13 protein-coding genes are annotated in these 15,669 nt (G+C 71.8%); 7 read left to right on the top strand and 6 right to left on the bottom strand.

Annotated features, from left to right (window positions below; genetic code table 11):
• Window positions 1-26 precede the first annotated feature (26 nt).
• Window positions 27-968, bottom strand: coding sequence for a carbohydrate kinase family protein (locus IEY91_RS24645; protein WP_229697210.1), 942 nt, complete (start codon window positions 966-968; stop codon window positions 27-29).
• A complete protein-coding gene (locus tag IEY91_RS24640; protein ID WP_164325944.1) occupies window positions 965-1,903 on the bottom strand; it encodes a pseudouridine-5'-phosphate glycosidase in 939 nt (312 codons plus the stop codon). The genes IEY91_RS24645 and IEY91_RS24640 overlap by 4 nt, the downstream gene beginning before the upstream one ends.
• Window positions 1,904-1,949: 46 nt before the next feature.
• On the opposite strand from IEY91_RS24640, the gene IEY91_RS24635 reads away from it, so the two are divergent.
• Window positions 1,950-2,318, top strand: coding sequence for a cupin domain-containing protein (locus tag IEY91_RS24635; RefSeq protein WP_189175724.1), 369 nt, complete (start codon window positions 1,950-1,952; stop codon window positions 2,316-2,318).
• Window positions 2,319-2,371: 53 nt separating this feature from the next.
• On the opposite strand, the gene IEY91_RS24630 is transcribed toward IEY91_RS24635, so the two are convergent.
• The 3 genes from IEY91_RS24630 to IEY91_RS24620 all read right to left on the bottom strand — a co-directional run bounded on the left by IEY91_RS24630 (window position 2,372) and on the right by IEY91_RS24620 (window position 5,492).
• Window positions 2,372-3,631: an MFS transporter gene (locus tag IEY91_RS24630; protein ID WP_189175723.1), complete on the bottom strand. Its 1,260-nt coding sequence runs from the start codon at window positions 3,629-3,631 to the stop codon at window positions 2,372-2,374.
• Window positions 3,632-3,874: 243 nt separating this feature from the next.
• Window positions 3,875-4,465, bottom strand: coding sequence for a methylated-DNA--[protein]-cysteine S-methyltransferase (locus tag IEY91_RS24625; RefSeq protein WP_373288004.1), 591 nt, complete (start codon window positions 4,463-4,465; stop codon window positions 3,875-3,877).
• A 115-nt stretch (window positions 4,466-4,580) separates the two neighbouring features.
• Entirely contained in the window at window positions 4,581-5,492 is a 912-nt protein-coding gene (locus IEY91_RS24620; protein WP_189175829.1) for a glycerophosphodiester phosphodiesterase, read from the bottom strand.
• A 272-nt stretch (window positions 5,493-5,764) separates the two neighbouring features.
• Between IEY91_RS24620 and IEY91_RS24615 the strand changes: the two genes are divergently transcribed.
• The 6 genes from IEY91_RS24615 (at window position 5,765) to IEY91_RS24590 (ending at window position 14,168) form a co-directional block, all read left to right on the top strand.
• Window positions 5,765-6,655, top strand: a complete 891-nt coding sequence (locus IEY91_RS24615) for an MHYT domain-containing protein (protein WP_189175722.1) — start codon at window positions 5,765-5,767, stop codon at window positions 6,653-6,655.
• Between the two features lie 63 nt (window positions 6,656-6,718).
• Complete coding sequence (gene uvrB, locus IEY91_RS24610) at window positions 6,719-8,866, top strand: excinuclease ABC subunit UvrB (RefSeq protein WP_189175721.1); 2,148 nt, start codon at window positions 6,719-6,721, stop codon at window positions 8,864-8,866.
• Between the two features lie 126 nt (window positions 8,867-8,992).
• Window positions 8,993-9,571 carry a TerD family protein gene (locus tag IEY91_RS24605; RefSeq protein ID WP_164325949.1) on the top strand — a complete coding sequence of 193 codons (579 nt, stop codon included), beginning with the start codon at window positions 8,993-8,995 and terminating at the stop codon, window positions 9,569-9,571.
• A gap of 81 nt (window positions 9,572-9,652) precedes the next feature.
• Complete coding sequence (locus tag IEY91_RS24600) at window positions 9,653-11,608, top strand: TerD family protein (RefSeq protein WP_189175720.1); 1,956 nt, start codon at window positions 9,653-9,655, stop codon at window positions 11,606-11,608.
• 281 nt (window positions 11,609-11,889) lie between these two features.
• Window positions 11,890-12,909: a TerC family protein gene (locus IEY91_RS24595; protein WP_189175719.1), complete on the top strand. Its 1,020-nt coding sequence runs from the start codon at window positions 11,890-11,892 to the stop codon at window positions 12,907-12,909.
• 158 nt (window positions 12,910-13,067) lie between these two features.
• Window positions 13,068-14,168: a calcium:cation antiporter gene (locus tag IEY91_RS24590; RefSeq protein ID WP_164325952.1), complete on the top strand. Its 1,101-nt coding sequence runs from the start codon at window positions 13,068-13,070 to the stop codon at window positions 14,166-14,168.
• Between the two features lie 31 nt (window positions 14,169-14,199).
• Here the strand turns inward: IEY91_RS24590 and IEY91_RS24585 are convergent, their stop codons facing one another.
• Complete coding sequence (locus IEY91_RS24585) at window positions 14,200-15,468, bottom strand: MFS transporter (protein ID WP_189175718.1); 1,269 nt, start codon at window positions 15,466-15,468, stop codon at window positions 14,200-14,202.
• Window positions 15,469-15,669: the final 201 nt, after the last annotated feature.

The following is a 15,669-nucleotide window of genomic DNA, read 5'->3' as shown; positions in this document are numbered from 1 at the left end:
GGACTGGCCAGTCCTGGCCAGGATCTTCAGGTCTTCCCGCGGAGCGGGGCCCGCAGCGCAGGCCGGGCCCCCACCCGGGACACCGCGAGCGCCCCGGCCCGGCACCCCTCGGCCACCGCCTCCCGCAGCCCCGCCCCCGCCATCCGCGACGCGACGAACGCCCCGGTGAAGGCGTCGCCCGCCCCCGTGGAGTCCCGCGCGTCGGCCCGCACGGCCGGCACGCGGACCCGCACCCGCCCGTCCCGCGCGGCCAGCGCGCCCTCCCCGCCGAGCTTGACCACCACCTCCGGGAACCGGTGGCTCAGCTCGGCCGCCGCGTCCCCGGGCCCGGACAGCCCCGTGAGCAGCTCCGCCTCGTCGCGGCTCGGCAGCAGCACGTCGACGCCCGCCGCGTCCGCCAGGAAACGGTCCACACCGTGCCGCACGAGGAACCCCGCCGACGCCGGGTCCACGCTCACCGTCACCCCACGCGCGCGTGCCGACGCGAGAGCCGCCCGCGCCGCCGCCCGGCTCGGCCCGGCGAAGAACAAGTAGCCGGACAGATGGAGCCAGGCCACGCCGTCGAGCAGCGACGGCTCCCAGTCGGCGGGGCAGAGGCGCAGGGACGCCCCGCTGTCCGTGAGGAACGTCCGCTCGGCCGCCGCCCCGGCCGCGTCGACCAGGCTGATCACCGTGCCCGTGGGGGCGTCGGGGTCGACGGCGATGTGGGGACGTACCGAAGCACGCAGCAGCAACTCTTCGTGCCACGCCGCCGCGTCGGCACCCGCCCGCCCCAGGAAACGTACGTCCGCGCGGCCCCAGTGGGCGGCCCAGCACGCGACGTTGGCGCCCGCGCCGCCGGGCACGGTGCGGATGGCCGCGGCCGTGTCGGTGCCGGGCGCGAGGGGCGTACGGTGCCGGGCGACGATGTCGGTGACGACGTCGCCTACGACCAGCAGGGCGCCGGTGGCGTCCTGGGGAGCGGTCACGGCCGCGTCCACGCCGTCGCGATCCGCGCCGCGAGCCGTACGTTCCCGCGCACCGCGGCGAGGTTGGCCTCCAGGGACGCCCCTTCGGTGTGCCGCATCAGGTGGTCGAGGAGGAAGGGCGTCACCGCCTGGCCGGTCACTCCGCGCGCGGAGCACTCCCGCAGGGCCTCGTCGAGCACGCGCGCGTGGAGGGCGGGTTCGAGCTGGTCGGCCTCGGGCACCGGGTTGGCCACGACGAGCGCCGAGTCCGGTGCGGCGAGCGCGTCCTGGGCGCGCATGACCGCGGCGACCTCGTCGGGCGTGCGCAGCGTCCAGTCCACGTCGTGTCCGGAGTCGGAGAGGTAGAAGCCGGGGAAGCGCGCCGTCCCGTAGCCGGCCACCGCCACGCCGAGGGTCTCCAGGCGCTGCAGTGTCGCCGCCACGTCCAGGATCGACTTCACGCCCGCGCACACCACCGTGATCCGGGTGCGGGCGAGCAGCCCCAGGTCGGCCGACTCGTCCTGGGTGAGCGTCCACTCGCGGTGCACCCCGCCGAGCCCGCCCGTGGCGAACACGCGCAGGCCCGCGCGGGCGGCGAGCAGCGCCGTCGCCGACACCGTCGTCGCCCCGCTCGCGCCCGCCGCGACGGCGAGCGGCAGGTCCCGGTGGCCCAGCTTGCGGATGCCGTCCTCGCCGGCGACCCGCTCCAACTGCTCCTTGTCGAGGCCGACATGGGGGCGCCCGTCCAGGACGGCGACGGTCGCGGGCACGGCGCCCTCGTCGCGTACGGCCTCTTCGAGTTCGAGTGCCACCCGCAGGTTGCGCGGGCGTGGCAGGCCGTGCGCGATGATCGTGGACTCCAGGGCCACGACCGGCCGTCGCCGCGTGAGAGCCGCCTGTACCTCGTCGGACACCACCAACACGGTCTGCCTCCTGCCAGTCGGGTCTTCCTTCATCCCTGGCGGGCGGCGCCCTGCGGCAAACCCATTAAGGTGACCGGCCATGACCACGAATGATCAGAACGCCCCCTCTTTTGCCGTGCACATTCCGGATGTCGAACTGGAGGAGGAGCCGCTCGACCCGGAGCAGATCGTCTCCGGAGAGCCCGTCGTCACCGGCAAGGTCCTGTGGGAGTCCGCCGACGGCAAGCAGCTGCGCGGCATCTGGCAGATCACCCCGGGCGTGGTGACCGACACCGAGGCCAACGAGCTCTTCGTGGTCGTCAGCGGCCGCGCCACCGTCGCGGTGGAGGGAGGCGACGTCCTGGAGATCGGCCCCGGCGACGCGGCCGTCCTGCGCGAGGGCGACCGGACGACGTGGACCGTGCACGAGACGCTGCGCAAGGCGTACCACATCACGCTCGGCGGCTGACGCCCATCAAGCGGGGCCGCTGACGCTCCTCACGCGCGGCGGGCCGACGCCCCTCACGCTCGGCGGCTGAACAGGGCGAGCGCGGCCAGCGGCAGCAGCAGGAGCGCCGCGATCAGGTTGAGCCAGGCGTAGCTCGCCTGCGCGACCACCAGGCCCGCCACCGCGCCGCCGACGCCCGCCGCCGTGTTCATGGTGAGGTCCGAGAGGCCCTGGGCGGCGGCGCGCGCGGCCTGCGGCACGGCGTCCGTGAGCAGCGCGGACCCCGCCACGAGCGCCGCGGACCAGCCGAGGCCGAGCACGAACAGGCCCGCCGCGGTCTGCCCGTGGTTGGCCCCGGCCGTGCCCGCGAGCAGCGCCGCGAAGCCGAGCAGGCCCACGGACAGGGCGATGACGGCGAGCCGCCCGAGCCGGTCCGACAGCCACCCCATCACCGGCGAGAACGCGTACATGCCCGCGATGTGGCCGCTGATGACCAGGCCGATCAGGTCGATGCTCGCCCCGTGGTGGCCGAGGTCGACCGGTGTCATCGACATGATCGACACCATGGCGGTGTGCGCGATGGCGACCGTCACCAGTGCGAGCCGCGCCCGCCCCGAGGCCGCCACCGCGGCGAATCCGGCCCGCAGGGAGCGGCTCGCTGCGGTCTGCTCACTGGCAGGCTCCAGGGCGCGGGCGGTGAGCAGCGGGTCGGGGCGCAGCAGCACCGCCACGACGATCGCCGAGATCACGAAGACCCCCGCCGCCCACACGAAGGGCCCCGACGCCTCCGGGATCCCGAGCCCCGCGACGCTGCGGCCCGCGGGCGCCGCGATGTTGGGGCCGAGGACCGCGCCGATCGTCGTGGCCCACACGACGTTGGAGATGGCGCGCGCCCTGGCTCCCGGCTCGGCCAGGTCGGCCGCCGCGAACCGCGCCTGCAGGTTCGCCGACGACGCCGCGCCGAACCCGGCCATGCCCACAAGCAGCAGCGGGAAGTTCCCGATGGCCGCCGCCACGACCACGACGGCCGCGCCCAACGCGCCGATCAGATAGGCCAGTACGAGGCCGGGGCGCCGGCCGCGCGACGTCATCAGCGCCGCCAGCGGCACCGAGAGCAGCGCCGTCCCGGCGACGGTCGCGGTGGGCGCGAGCCCGGACAGCGACTCCGTGCCGCTGACCTCCTTCGCCAGGACGGCGGCCAGCGCGATGCCGGTGGCCACGCCGAGCCCGCCGAGTATCTGGCTCGCGACGAGTATCGCGGTGATACGGCGCCGCAGCGCGGGCAGTTCCTCGGCCGTGACGGGCACGCCGACCGCCGACTCGGTCGCGCTCATCGGGGACATCGCGGTCCGCGGGGGCGCCGGGCGGGCGCGGGGTTTGCGAGGGCCGACGCGGCCGCGGGCTGGGGCGAGGAGGGTATGTTCACGCGCGCAGTGTGCCAGGACATGGCGTCGGGCCGACATGGCGTGACATCGACTCGACGGCGTCCGCGCGACCACCGCGCCGACACCGTGAAGCACCTGCCCCGAACCCGCGGAGCACCTGCCCCGAACCCGCGGAGCACCTGCCCCGAGCCCTCAGAACAGCGGCTCGGGCAGCACCCCCTCCAGGGCGAGCAGCTGCCGCTTGGTCTCCAGGCCGCCGCCGAAGCCGCCGATGCCGCCGTCGCGCTCCACCACCCGGTGGCAAGGCACCACGACGGGCAGCGGGTTGGCGCCCATCGCCATGCCGACCGCCTGGGCCGCGCCGGGCTGGCCGACGCGGTGGGCCAGGTCTCCGTAGCCCACCACCGTTCCGAACGGCACGCCCGTGGCCAGCTCGCGGAGCACCTGGCGGTTGAAGCCGGAGATCAGCGACCAGTCCAGCGGCAGGTCGAAGTCGCGCCGCTCACCGGCGAAGTACGCCGTGAACTGGCATATCGGCTCGGCGAGCAGCGGCGACGCGGGATCCTCGACCGGCTCGGCGCCCAGGCGGGACGCGAGGCGCTCCAGGGCCTTGTCGCGCACGTCGTCCGTGGCGTGGAAGACGACCGTGACCAGGCCGGTGTCCGTCGCGGCCAGCAGCAGCGGGCCGATGTCACTGGTGACGACGGCCCACACGGCGCCGGACCGCGCGGCCTGCTCCTGCCGCCCGTCCCGCTCCTGCTCGTTGTGCCCCATGGCGTTCATGAAGACAACGGTACGACCGGGCACTGACAACGCCGTGGGACGGCGGGCGTCCCACGGCGCGGGCAGGCGGCGCGTGACCGCCGCCCCGGCTCAGTCCCGGAGCGCGTGCCCCGGCTCAGTCCCTGAGCGCCTTGCGCACGACATCCGGCTTGTTGGTGATGATCCCGTTCACGCCGAAGCCCGCGGCCCGCCGCGCGGCGGCGGTCTCGTCCACGGTCCACGTGAAGATCTCCAGGCGCTTGCCGTGCGCGCCCTTGAGCCGGTGGATCGCGGAGACGTAGCCCTTGGAGATGGTCGTGTGCGTCGAGTTGATCTGGTCCGCGAACTTCGCGTACTTCGGCAGGTCCGCGGCGGCGGGCGTGCCCAGGAAGCCCGTCTTGATGTCGGACCGCAGGGCGTGCACCTTCTTGACGCTGTCCGCGCTGAAGCTCTGTACGACCAGCTTGTTCTTGACGTGATCGCGGTCGAGCCAGCCCGTCTTGCGCAGCACGCTCAGGGTGTCCTTCTCGATCCCGGGGTACAGCTCCGGCTTCTTGATCTCCAGGATCAGGCTCTGGTGGTTGCGCGAGACGCGGTTCATGTACTGCGTGAGCGTCGGCACCCGCGCGCCCTTGTACCTCGACCCGAACCAGCTGCCGGCGTCCAGCTTGGCGATCTCCGCGGCGGTGAAGTCCTTCACCTTCCACGGGGAGCGGCCGGGGAAGACGCGCTCGACGTTCGTCGTCCGCTTCAGGTTGTCGTCGTGGACGATGACGAGCACGCCGTCCTTGGTGCGCTGCACGTCGTTCTCGACCCAGCGGAAGCCCATGTGGGCGGCCTTGTCGATCGCGGCGAACGTGTTCTCGGGGGTGTAGGCGGAGGCCCCGCGGTGCGCCACGACCGTGGGGTCCTTGTGCGCGAGCGGAGTGGCGGACTTGTGTGCGGCGAAGGCGTCGGCCGGGGTCTGCTCGGCGGCGGTGGAGGGGAGGGCGAGTGCTCCCGCCCCCAGAAGAGCGGCGGTCGTGGCAGCGGCGGCGCGTGCGTACACGGGTTCTCCTCGCGTCATGAGCTCACGGTCGCCTGAGAATGACAGTCCACGGCCAACTACAGACAGGTACAGGATGACCACACGTTGAACGCCAACCACCCAAGTTGGGACCCCGCGCGCGGATGCGGTGTTTGTTTGCCGGAAAATCGGTCGTGAGTTCAGGGCTGAGCCCTACTCTCGGCTCAGCCCACGGCCCGTCACCCGGCCGTCGGCCAGCGGCAGACGGGGCGTTCCGGGACATCCGAGTACGACAGGCGGAAGGGCTAGCGCTCATGGAGGGCACGGTCGACGGCTTCAGTTACGGGTTCGTCACTCCGGTGGTCGCCTATCTGATGGCCTGTCTGGGCGGAGCACTCGGCCTGCGCTGCACCACGCGCTCACTGCTCGTCGCGCACTCCTGGCGGCCCGGTTGGCTCGCCCTCGGCTCGGCCGCCATCGGCTCCGGCATCTGGACCATGCACTTCATCGCGATGATGGGCTTCACGGTCGAGGGGACCCCGATCCGCTACGACCGGGCGACGACCTTCGCGAGTCTGGCCGTCGCCATCGTCATGGTCGGCATGGGCATCTTCATCGTGGGCTACCGCGGCGCCAAGGGGGCGGCGCTGTTCACCGGGGGCACCGTCACCGGCCTCGGCATCGCGTCGATGCACTACTTGGGGATGGCCGGCATGCGCCTCGGCGGCACCCTTCGTTACAACACCCTCACTGTCGCCGCCTCCGTGGTGATCGCCGTCGTCGCCGCCATCGCCGCCCTGTGGGCCGCCGGACAGGTCAGGGGCTTCCTGTGGAGCCTCGGCGCCAGCCTCGTCATGGGCCTCGCCGTCAGCGGCATGCACTACACCGGCATGGCCGCCCTCAGCGTCCATCTGCACGGCCCCTCCACCGCCCCGCCCGGTGACTCCTCCGCCGAGATCCTCGCCCCCCTCATGATCGGCCCGCTCGCCTTCCTGCTGCTCTCGGGCATCATCGTGATGTTCGATCCGCTGATGATGATGGGCAAGGCCGACCTGAAGGCCGCGGCCGCCCACCCGCGCAGCTCCCCGTACTCCGTGCCCCGCTCCGGGGACCGCCAGATCGCGCGCGTGCCCCGCCGGGTCCCGCCGCGTCCGGGCCGCCGGAGCCGCCGCAGACCGGGGGCGCGGGCGCCGCAGAAGTGGTGAGAGGGCCGGCGGGAACGGGCGAGCGGGACGGCGTTGTCAGTGGGGGGTCGTACGGTTGGTTCCATGCGGCCCGTATCGAAGATCGAACGCACGGTGGCACCTTTCGAGGTCGTCAGCCCGTACCAGCCCAGTGGCGACCAGCCGACGGCCATCGCCGACCTGGAGAAGCGCATCCGCGCAGGTGAGAAGGATGTCGTGCTGCTCGGCGCGACCGGCACCGGCAAGTCGGCCACCACCGCGTGGATGATCGAGAAGCTCCAGCGCCCCACCCTCGTCATGGCGCCGAACAAGACGCTGGCCGCCCAGCTCGCCAACGAGTTCCGCGAACTCCTGCCGAACAACGCGGTGGAGTACTTCGTCTCGTACTACGACTACTACCAGCCCGAGGCGTACGTCCCCCAGTCGGACACGTACATCGAAAAGGACTCCTCGATCAACGAGGAGGTCGAGCGCCTGCGCCACTCCGCGACGAACTCGCTGCTGACCCGCCGCGACGTGATCGTGGTCGCCTCCGTCTCCTGCATCTACGGCCTCGGCACCCCGCAGGAGTACGTGGACCGCATGGTCCCGCTCAAGATCGGCGACGAGATCGACCGCGACCAGCTCCTGCGCCGCTTCGTCGACATCCAGTACACGCGCAACGACCTCGCCTTCACCCGGGGCACCTTCCGGGTCCGCGGCGACACCATCGAGATCTTCCCGGTCTACGAGGAACTGGCCGTCCGCATCGAGATGTTCGGCGACGAGATCGAGGCCCTCTCCACCCTGCACCCGCTCACCGGCGAGGTCATCAGCGACGACGACCATCTGTACGTCTTCCCGGCGTCCCACTACGTGGCGGGTCCCGAGCGCATGGAGAAGGCGGTCAACGGCATCGAGAAGGAGCTCGGCGAGCGCCTCGCGGAGCTGGAGAAGCAGGGCAAGATGCTGGAGGCCCAGCGCCTGCGCATGCGCACGACGTACGACCTGGAGATGCTCCGCCAGATCGGCTCCTGCTCCGGCGTCGAGAACTACTCGATGCACTTCGACGGCCGCGGCCCCGGCACCCCGCCGCACACCCTCCTCGACTACTTCCCGGACGACTTCCTGCTCGTCCTCGACGAGTCGCACGTCACGGTCCCGCAGATCGGCGCGATGTACGAGGGAGACGCCTCCCGCAAGCGCACCCTCGTGGACCACGGCTTCCGGCTGCCGTCCGCGCTCGACAACCGCCCGCTGAAGTGGGAGGAGTTCCAGAAGCGCATCGACCAGACCGTCTATCTGTCGGCGACCCCGGGCGCGTATGAACTCTCCCGCTCCGACGGCCATGTGGAGCAGATCATCCGCCCCACCGGCCTCGTCGACCCCGAGGTCGTCGTCAAGCCCACCGAGGGCCAGATCGACGACCTGGTGCACGAGATCCGCAAGCGCACCGAGAAGGACGAGCGCGTCCTTGTCACCACCCTCACCAAGAAGATGGCCGAGGACCTCACGGACTACTTCCTGGAACTGGGCATCCAGGTCCGCTATCTGCACAGCGACGTCGACACCCTGCGCCGCGTAGAGCTCCTTCGCGAGCTCCGCGCGGGGGAGTACGACGTACTGGTCGGCATCAACCTCCTCAGGGAGGGCCTGGACCTCCCCGAGGTCTCCCTGGTGGCGATCCTCGACGCCGACAAGGAGGGCTTCCTGCGCTCCGGCACCTCCCTGATCCAGACCATCGGCCGCGCCGCGCGCAACGTCTCCGGCCAGGTCCACATGTACGCCGACAAGATCACCCCGGCGATGGAGAAGGCCATCGACGAGACCAACCGCCGCCGGGAGAAGCAGATCGCGTACAACAAGGAAAGGGGCATCGACCCGCAGCCCCTCCGCAAGAAGATCAACGACATCGTGTCGGCCATCGCGCGCGAAGAGGTCGACACGGAACAGCTCCTCGGCAGCAACTACCGCAAGTCGAAGGACGGCAAGGCCGCCAAGGCACCCGTGCCCTCCCTCGGCGGCGCCGCCGCCGCACCCGCCAAGGCGTCCAAGTCGGCCAAGGGCAAGGCCGAGCGGACGGTGCCCACGGACCGCCCGGCCGCCGAACTGGCCGAGCAGATCGAGGAGATGACCGCGCGGATGCGCGCCGCCGCCGCGGACCTGCAGTTCGAGATCGCCGCACGGCTGCGCGACGAGGTGTCGGAGATGAAGAAGGAACTGCGGCAGATGAAGGAGGCCGGCCAGGCGTAGCAGTGTGTTGCAACACCGACACAAAGTGCCCGGCAGGGTGCGTCGCGGTGGACAGCGCTGCATAGGGTGATGGGCAGCCGCCGCAAAGGAGCGGTTGCCCAGGGCAGTTCGAGAAGGGGACAGCGCGTGACGGTCAACATGACCAAGGGCCAGGCCATCAGCCTGCAGAAGAACGACGGGGGCGCTCTGACGTCGGTGCGCATGGGTCTCGGCTGGCAGGCCGCCCCCCGGCGCGGCCTGTTCGGTACGCGCACGCGCGAGGTCGACCTGGACGCCTCGGCCGTCCTGTTCGCCGACAAGCAGCCCGTCGACGTGGTGTTCTTCCGCCACCTCGTCAGCGACGACGGCTCGGTGCGGCACACCGGCGACAACCTCGTCGGCGGCGTCGGCCAGGGCGGCGACGACGAGGCCATCCTCGTCGACCTGCAGCGCGTCCCGGTCCACATCGACCAGATCGTCTTCACGGTGAACTCCTTCACCGGCCAGACCTTCCAGGAGGTGCAGAACGCCTTCTGCCGCCTGGTCGACGAGACCAACGGCCAGGAGCTGGCCCGCTTCACCCTCGACGGCGGCGGCCAGTACACCGCCCAGATCATGGCCAAGGTCCACCGCGCGGGCGCCGGCTGGCAGATGACGGCCCTCGGCAACCCCGCCAACGGCCGCACCTTCCAGGACCTGATGCCGGCGATCCTGCCGCACCTCTGAAGCACCGCCGACCGGCCGTTCAGCACGGCGCTCCGTACGCAGGCCCGGTGAGGGGGCCGACACCAAGGGGGAACGAACGCGATGACGGCCGAGCTGGTCAGGGGGCAGAACCATCCACTGCCCGGCACCCGCCTTGAGATCCGGGTGTCGGCCGGCAAGCCGATCGTCGCCGGCGCCACGCTCTGCGACGACCGGCGCACGGTGCGCGGCACGGCCTGGGTCGCCCATCCCGGCGCGCCCACGCTGCCCGGACTCGAAGTGTCCCGGCAGGCGGCGGCCGACCACCGCCTCGCCGTCGACCTGGGCGCGCTGCCGGACGGCGCGCACCACGTCAACGTGCTGCTCGCGCTGCCCGTCGGCGCCGCGGGCCCGGTCGCCTTCGGCTCCGTCGCCGCGCCCTTCGTCGCCGTCACCGGCCTCGACGGCACCGAGATCGCCAGCTACACCATCACGGACCTCTCCGCCGAATCCGCCGTCGTGGCCCTGGAGTTGTACCGCAGGCAGGACGCGTGGAAGGTCCGCGCCGTCGGCCAGGGCTACGCGGGCGGCCTCGCCGACATGCTCGCCGACCAGGGCCTGCCCCAGGCCCAGGAGCTGGCGAGCACCATCAACGACGCGGTGGCGCGCGGCCTCGCCCGTTCCGTGGCCGCGCCGCCGCCCCGCCCCGCGGACGAGGCCCGGGTGCGCGCCGCCGCGCAGGGCCACACGGCCCCGGGCCAGCAGCCGGTACCGCCCGAGCCGGCGGCCGACCCCGCCGGCAAGGCCATCGCCCCCACACCGCAGCCCGGCGAGGGCGGCACACCCCAGCAGCCCGGCGACGGCTCCGTCAACTACACCCACCCGCGCCGCCAGACCAGCGCGCCCCCGCCGCCCCCGCCCACGGCGGCCCCGGCCGCGCCCGGACAGCCCGCTCAGCCCGTCGCGGGCGACGCCACCGGCTGGTCCCTGGAGGAGCGCCTTTACAACCAGGTGTGGGGCATGTTCGAGGACCTGGCCCGCACGGCCGCGGCGTACCGCAGCGCCGTGGACTTCGCCGAGTCCCGCATGGACCAGGAGCTCGACAAGGTCCTCTCCGACCCGCGCAGCCGCATCGGCAACACCGGCGACGCCGCGCGCGCGGCCGCCCGCGCCCGCCACGGCGACCTCGTCGACCAGGCCCGCGCCGCCCTCGACCGCGACCTGGCCCAGCTCGCCGCGGAGGCGGAGGTCGTCGAGCCCGCGCTGCCCCCGGCCTTCGCCGACTGGTCGAGCCCCGTCTGGCAGGGCTACCGCGCGCCCATGGAGATCCCGATGGCGCTGCGCCTCGGCAACCTCCACCTGCCCGAGAGTCCCGACCTGCGCATCCCCATGCTCGTCCGGCTGCCCCTGGAGCGCGGCCTGTGGATCGACAGCGGCCGCTCCGGCGCGGACTCGCTCGCCGACGCCGACCAGCTGCGCCGCCTCGGCCTGGACAGCGCCGTCGCGCACGCCGCGCGGCTGCTCGCCTCGTATCCGCCCGGTGAGTTCACCGTGCACGTCATCGACGCCGCGGGCACCGGCGCGAGCGCGTTCGCGCCGCTCGTGCGCGCCGGGGTCCTCGCCGGGCCGCCCGCCACCGGCGCCGCGGGGGTCACCGCCGCGCTCACCCGGCTCACCCAGCGCGTGGACCTGGTGCAGATGGCGGTCCGCAGCGGCGTCGCCGACGCGCTGCCGCAGGACCTGGACACCGGCGAGCAGCTCCTGGTCGTCAACGACTTCCCGCACGGCTTCGACGACCGCGCCGTGACCCAGCTCCGCTATCTCGCCGACGAGGGCCCGGCCGTCGGCGTCCACCTGATGATGGTCGCCGACCGCGAGGACGCCTCGGAGTACGGCCCGCTGCTCGACCCGCTGTGGCGCGCGCTGCTGCGGGTGACGCCGGTGCCCGACGACCACCTCGCGGACCCCTGGGTCGGCCACGCGTGGACGTACGAACCGCCGATGGTCCCGCCCGGCAGCCAGGTCCTCACGCACGTCCTGGACCGCGTGGGAGAGGCCCGCCGCACCGGGAGCCGCTGAGCCGCGCGCCCTGGCGCCATGTCGACCTAGTGACTGTCAAGAACGCATCTACCCGCCTGACCAGGTGGTTTGGTCCCTGCTTGCCGCTCCCTTTACCTAACCTTGGTCTTTCGCGTACTCTTCTCAGTGCGGAGGGGAGTACTCCCGTACGCGACGTGCCCGTCAATACGGACCGCCATCGGTCCCGGGGCGTCGGCCCGGGGCGCGGAGAAGACGCCCGGGTGGAAGAGACCTCCGGCAGCGACGACGCTGATCAGTAGCCGTACGACGCCGGAGGCGCAGTGGACGTTTCAATGACCTTGTGGGCCGCGACCGTTCTTGGTCTGTGTGCCCTGATCGCGGTGGACTTCTTCATCGGGCGCAAGCCGCACGACGTGTCCATCAAGGAAGCCGGTACGTGGACGATCGTCTGGATCGTGCTCGCCGTGCTGTTCGGAATAGGCCTGCTCATCGCGGGCGAGAGCCAGGCGTCCGGCGAGTTCTTCGCGGGCTTCATCACCGAGAAGTCGCTGAGCGTCGACAACCTCTTCGTCTTCATCCTGATCATGGCGAAGTTCTCGGTACCTTCGCACCTCCAGCAGCGCGTGCTGCTCTTCGGTGTGCTGATCGCGCTCGTCCTGCGAGCGATCTTCATCGCCGCCGGTGCCGCGGTCATCGCCAACTTCTCCTGGGTCTTCTACATCTTCGGTGCCTTCCTGATCTACACCGCCTGGAAGCTCGTCCAGGAGGCGCGCGCCGGTGACGAGGAAGAGGACTGGGAGGAGAACCGCCTCCTGAAGTCCATCGAGAAGAAGTTCGGCGTCTCGGACCGGTACGAGGGCACGAAGCTGTTCATCCGGAAGAACGGCAAGAAGGTCATGACGCCTCTCATGGTCGTCATGCTCGCCATCGGCACCACCGACGTCCTGTTCGCGATGGACTCCATCCCCGCGATCTTCGGCCTCACCCAGGACCCGTACATCGTCTTCACCGCCAACGCCTTCGCCCTGATGGGTCTGCGACAGCTGTACTTCCTCATCGGTGGACTGCTCAAGAAGCTGGTCCACCTGAGCTACGGCCTGTCGGTGATCCTCGGCTTCATCGGCGTGAAGCTGGTCCTGCACGCCCTGCACGAGAACGGCGTGCACGTCCCCGAGATCTCCATCCCGGTCTCGCTCGGCGTCATCTGCGGTGTCCTGATCGTCACGACGATCACCAGCCTGATGGCCAACAAGAAGCAGGCGCAGCTCGAGGCGGCCGAGGCCGGCGAGGGCGACATCCAGAAGGACAGCAAGGACGACAAGGACAGCATCAAGGCGTAACGGCACTCTACGGAGCGGCGCGGTGGGCCCAGCGGCCCACGACGTGAAGCTGCGTGAACCATCCGGAGCGGTGCACGGTCCTCGACCGTGCACCGCTTCCGCGTAGAAAGGCACACATGAAGTCGCGGCCCTCCCGCGCGCGGGGCAGCATCGAAGACATGATCCCCAGGCTCCGGGCAGTCACCGCGCGGTGGACGGCCGCCGTGCCCGTGCTCGGAGTCGTACTCCTCGCCCTCACCTGGGGGCGAGACCTGTCAGGCGTGGTCGTCGCCCTGGTGACGGCCGTACTCGCGGGCGCCGTGCTCGCCGCCGTCCACCACGCCGAAGTCATCGCGCACCGCGTCGGCGAACCCTTCGGCTCACTCGTTCTGGCCGTCGCGGTCACGATCATCGAGGTGGCCCTGATCGTCACCCTCATGGCCGACGGCGGCGACAAGAGTTCCACCCTGGCGCGCGACACCGTCTTCGCCGCCGTGATGATCACCTGCAACGGCATACTCGGCCTCTGCCTGCTGACCGGCGCCCTGCGCCACCGCGTCGCCGTCTTCAACTCCGAGGGCACCGGCGCCGCGCTCGCGACCGTCGCCACCCTGGCCACGCTCAGCCTGGTCCTGCCGACGTTCACGACGTCCAAGCCGGGCCCGGAGTTCTCCACGTCGCAGCTCACCTTCGCGGCGCTCGCCTCACTCGTCCTGTACGGCCTGTTCGTGGCGACCCAGACCGTCCGGCACCGTGACTACTTCCTGCCGGTCACCAAGGAGGGGGACGTCGTCGACGGCGACGACCACGCCGAAGGCCCCTCCGCCCGCACCGCCCTGATCAGCCTCGGCCTGCTGGCGCTCGCGCTGGTCGGCGTCGTCGGGCTCGCCAAGGGCGTGTCGCCCACCATCGAGTCGGGCGTCGAGTCCGCGGGCCTGCCGCACGCCGTCGTCGGCGTGATCATCGCGTTGCTCGTGCTGCTCCCGGAGACCATCGCGGCCGTGCGCGCGGCCCGCCGCGACCGCGTCCAGACGAGCCTGAACCTGGCCCTCGGGTCGGCGATGGCCAGCATCGGCCTGACCATCCCCGCCGTCGCCATCGCCTCCGTGTGGCTGTCCGGGCCGCTCGTGCTCGGCCTCAGCTCGACCCACATGGTGCTGCTCGTCCTGACGGTCCTCGTCGGCACGCTCACAGTCGTGCCCGGGCGCGCCACGCCCCTGCAGGGCGGCGTGCACCTGGTGCTGTTCGCGGCGTACCTGGAGCTCGCGATCAACCCCTGACGCGCGGGAGCGGAAGGTGCCGGCCCCGAGGTCACCCCGTCGCCGGCACCACCGCCTCCTCGCGCGCGGGCAGCGTCTCCGGCAGCAGCGCGAAGCAGCCGAGGCTCAGCACCGCCACCGCCGTCAGATACGCCGCCACACCCCACGGAGTGCCCTCCCCGTGCGCCGCCGCCGTCGCCACCAGCGGGGTGAGCGCGCCGCCCAGGACCCCGGCGAGGTTGTAGCCCACCGCAGCGCCCGTGCAGCGCACGCGTGGCTCGTACAGCTCCGGCAGATAGGCGGCGACCACGGAGAACATGACGACGAACGCGAGCAGCGCCACCAGGAAGCCCAGGAACATCAGGAACGGCTCGCCCGTCGCCAGGAGGGCGACCATCGGGAACATCCACAGGGCGACCGCCGAGCACCCCACCAGACACATCGGCCGCCGCCCGTACCGGTCGCCCAGGAGCGCCGCCACCGGCGTCAGCGCGCCCTTGACGACGACGGCCCCCATGATGCACGCCAGCATCACCGTGCGGCTCACACCGAGCCGCTCCACGCCGTACGAGAGCGACCAGGTCGTGACGGCGTAGAACACCGCGTATCCGACCGCGAGCGCGCCCGCCGTGAGGAGCACCAGGCGCCAGTGGTGGCGGGCCACCTCGACGAGCGGCACGCGCGCGTGCTCGCGCACCTCCAGGAAGTCCGGGCTCTCCGCGAGCGACGCGCGCAACGCGAGCCCGGCCACCGCGAGCAGCCCCGCCCCCCAGAACGGAATCCGCCATCCCCAGGACGCGAACTGCGCGTCCGTGAGCGTCGCCGAGAGCACCAGCATCACGCCGTTGGCCAGCAGAAACCCGATCGCGGGCCCGACCTGCGGGAAGCTCGCCCACAGCGCACGCCGCTCCGGCGGCGCGTGCTCGGCCGTGAGCAGCACCGCCCCGCCCCACTCCCCGCCGAGCCCCACGCCCTGCACGAAGCGCAGTACCAGCAGCAGCACGGGCGCGGCGGCGCCGATCGATTCGTACGTCGGTACGCAGCCGACAGCGACGGTGGCCACGCCCGTCAACAGCAGCGAGATCACCAGGACGGGCCGTCGGCCGCGCCGGTCACCGAGGTGCCCGAAGAGCACGGAACCGAGCGGCCGGGCCACAAAGCCCACTCCGAATGTCGCGAACGCCGCGAGAGTTCCCGCCAGCGGCGAGAAAGTCGGAAAGAACAACGGCCCGAGCACGAGCGCCGCCGCCGTGCCGTACACGAAGAAGTCGTAGAACTCGATGGCCGTCCCGGCGAGCGAGGCGGCGGCGAGCCGCGGCAACGAAGGAGGAGCGGGAGGGGAAGGTGAGGGGGGCGTGGTCTGGGATTTTGACGGAGAGTCACTGTTGCGCACGGTGCGTCAACTACCCGGTGTGACAGGCGGTTACGGGGGCGCGCGGGAGTCCGAGGGCGCGTCGGCGTGCCCTACGAGGAGTGTCGGCGTGCCCCGCGCGCGTGTGTCAGTACGTGACCGTGAGCTGCC

The sequence above is a fragment of the Streptomyces lasiicapitis genome (genome assembly GCF_014646335.1).
GTDB lineage: Bacteria > Actinomycetota > Actinomycetes > Streptomycetales > Streptomycetaceae > Streptomyces > Streptomyces lasiicapitis.
The sequence above is the reverse complement of the archived record's forward strand: the minus strand, read 5'-3'. Positions and strand labels throughout refer to the sequence as shown.

Bases quoted from the DNA above. Each gene is read 5' to 3' on its own strand.
- IEY91_RS24640 (WP_164325944.1), bottom strand. From the start codon at position 1,903: ATGAAGGAAGACCCGACTGGCAGGAGGCAGACCGTGTTGGTGGTGTCC.
- IEY91_RS24635 (WP_189175724.1), top strand. From the start codon at position 1,950: ATGACCACGAATGATCAGAACGCCCCCTCTTTTGCCGTGCACATTCCG.
- IEY91_RS24630 (WP_189175723.1), bottom strand. From the start codon at position 3,631: ATGAGCGCGACCGAGTCGGCGGTCGGCGTGCCCGTCACGGCCGAGGAA.
- IEY91_RS24625 (WP_373288004.1), bottom strand. From the start codon at position 4,465: ATGAACGCCATGGGGCACAACGAGCAGGAGCGGGACGGGCGGCAGGAG.
- IEY91_RS24615 (WP_189175722.1), top strand. From the start codon at position 5,765: ATGGAGGGCACGGTCGACGGCTTCAGTTACGGGTTCGTCACTCCGGTG.
- uvrB (WP_189175721.1), top strand. From the start codon at position 6,719: ATGCGGCCCGTATCGAAGATCGAACGCACGGTGGCACCTTTCGAGGTC.
- IEY91_RS24600 (WP_189175720.1), top strand. From the start codon at position 9,653: ATGACGGCCGAGCTGGTCAGGGGGCAGAACCATCCACTGCCCGGCACC.
- IEY91_RS24590 (WP_164325952.1), top strand. From the start codon at position 13,068: ATGATCCCCAGGCTCCGGGCAGTCACCGCGCGGTGGACGGCCGCCGTG.